Source organism: Caulobacter sp. (genome assembly GCF_017744445.1).
GTDB lineage: Bacteria > Pseudomonadota > Alphaproteobacteria > Caulobacterales > Caulobacteraceae > Caulobacter.
In genome coordinates this window covers 1-801 of sequence record NZ_JAGIBH010000077.1, presented here as the reverse complement: position 1 = coordinate 801, position 801 = coordinate 1, and the positions used below count along the sequence as shown (strand labels likewise).

The 801-nt window shown below is 65.2% G+C and carries 2 protein-coding genes; both read right to left on the bottom strand.

Annotated features, from left to right (window positions below; genetic code table 11):
- Window positions 1-250, bottom strand: a 250-nt coding sequence (locus tag J7528_RS23710; RefSeq protein ID WP_291879771.1) for a CHASE3 domain-containing protein, incomplete at its 3' end; no start/stop codon positions are given.
- A 385-nt stretch (window positions 251-635) separates the two neighbouring features.
- On the bottom strand, window positions 636-801 hold a 166-nt coding region (locus tag J7528_RS23705; protein ID WP_291879774.1), incomplete at its 5' end, for an amino acid--tRNA ligase-related protein.

Here is an 801-nt window from a genome sequence, read left to right as displayed (position 1 = left end):
GCAGGAAGCCGCGCTGGCCGGTCTCGGCGTCCTGGACGCTGGAGCGCAGCTCGCCGATGGCCACGATGACCTCGTGCGAGTGGAAGATCCGCCGGGCGTCGTCGCGCAGGATGTTGGTGTTGCGATGGGCCACCAGGCCGCTGCCGACGAAGAAGGCGATGGCCAGGGCCAGGCCCAGGAAGGTCTTCGGATCCAGAAACGACGACTTCCGCGTCGAGGCCGCGAGGGCGGCATTCACTCGGTTAGGCATGGGGGCGTCCTCGGCGGCAAGCGGCGGCATGGGGCCGGGGATTCGGGAGAACCGACGGTCGGGCAGCCGACGCCGCTGCTCCGATCGCGCTACACGCCAAAGACATGAGAAGAACGCCCCAACTCTCGCGCATCCCACTGATACGCCGCCCCAGCGGGCGTAAACGTTGCCGTGGGCAATCCGTTCCCTGTTAAAATTGGCTAAGGACAGATCGACATTCAGCTTTGAACTAACCCAAACCCGACTATCCCCGCGAAAGCGGGGATCCAAGCTGACTTTCAGGATGAGGTGAGACCGAGTGTGACCCTTCGACTCGGCTTGGATCCCCGCTTTCGCGGGGATAGTCGGTGATGGGAATAATCTTCCCGCTGAATGTCGACCCGCTCTAGCCGGCGACCGGCGTCCAGACCACGTCCTCGATCCGCCGCGCGCCGGTGGCCAAGAGCACCAGCCGGTCGAAGCCAAGGGCCGAGCCGGACGCCTCAGGCATGTGCTCCAGGGCCGACAGGAAATCCTCGTCGATCGGATAGCGCTCGCCGTAGATCCGGGCC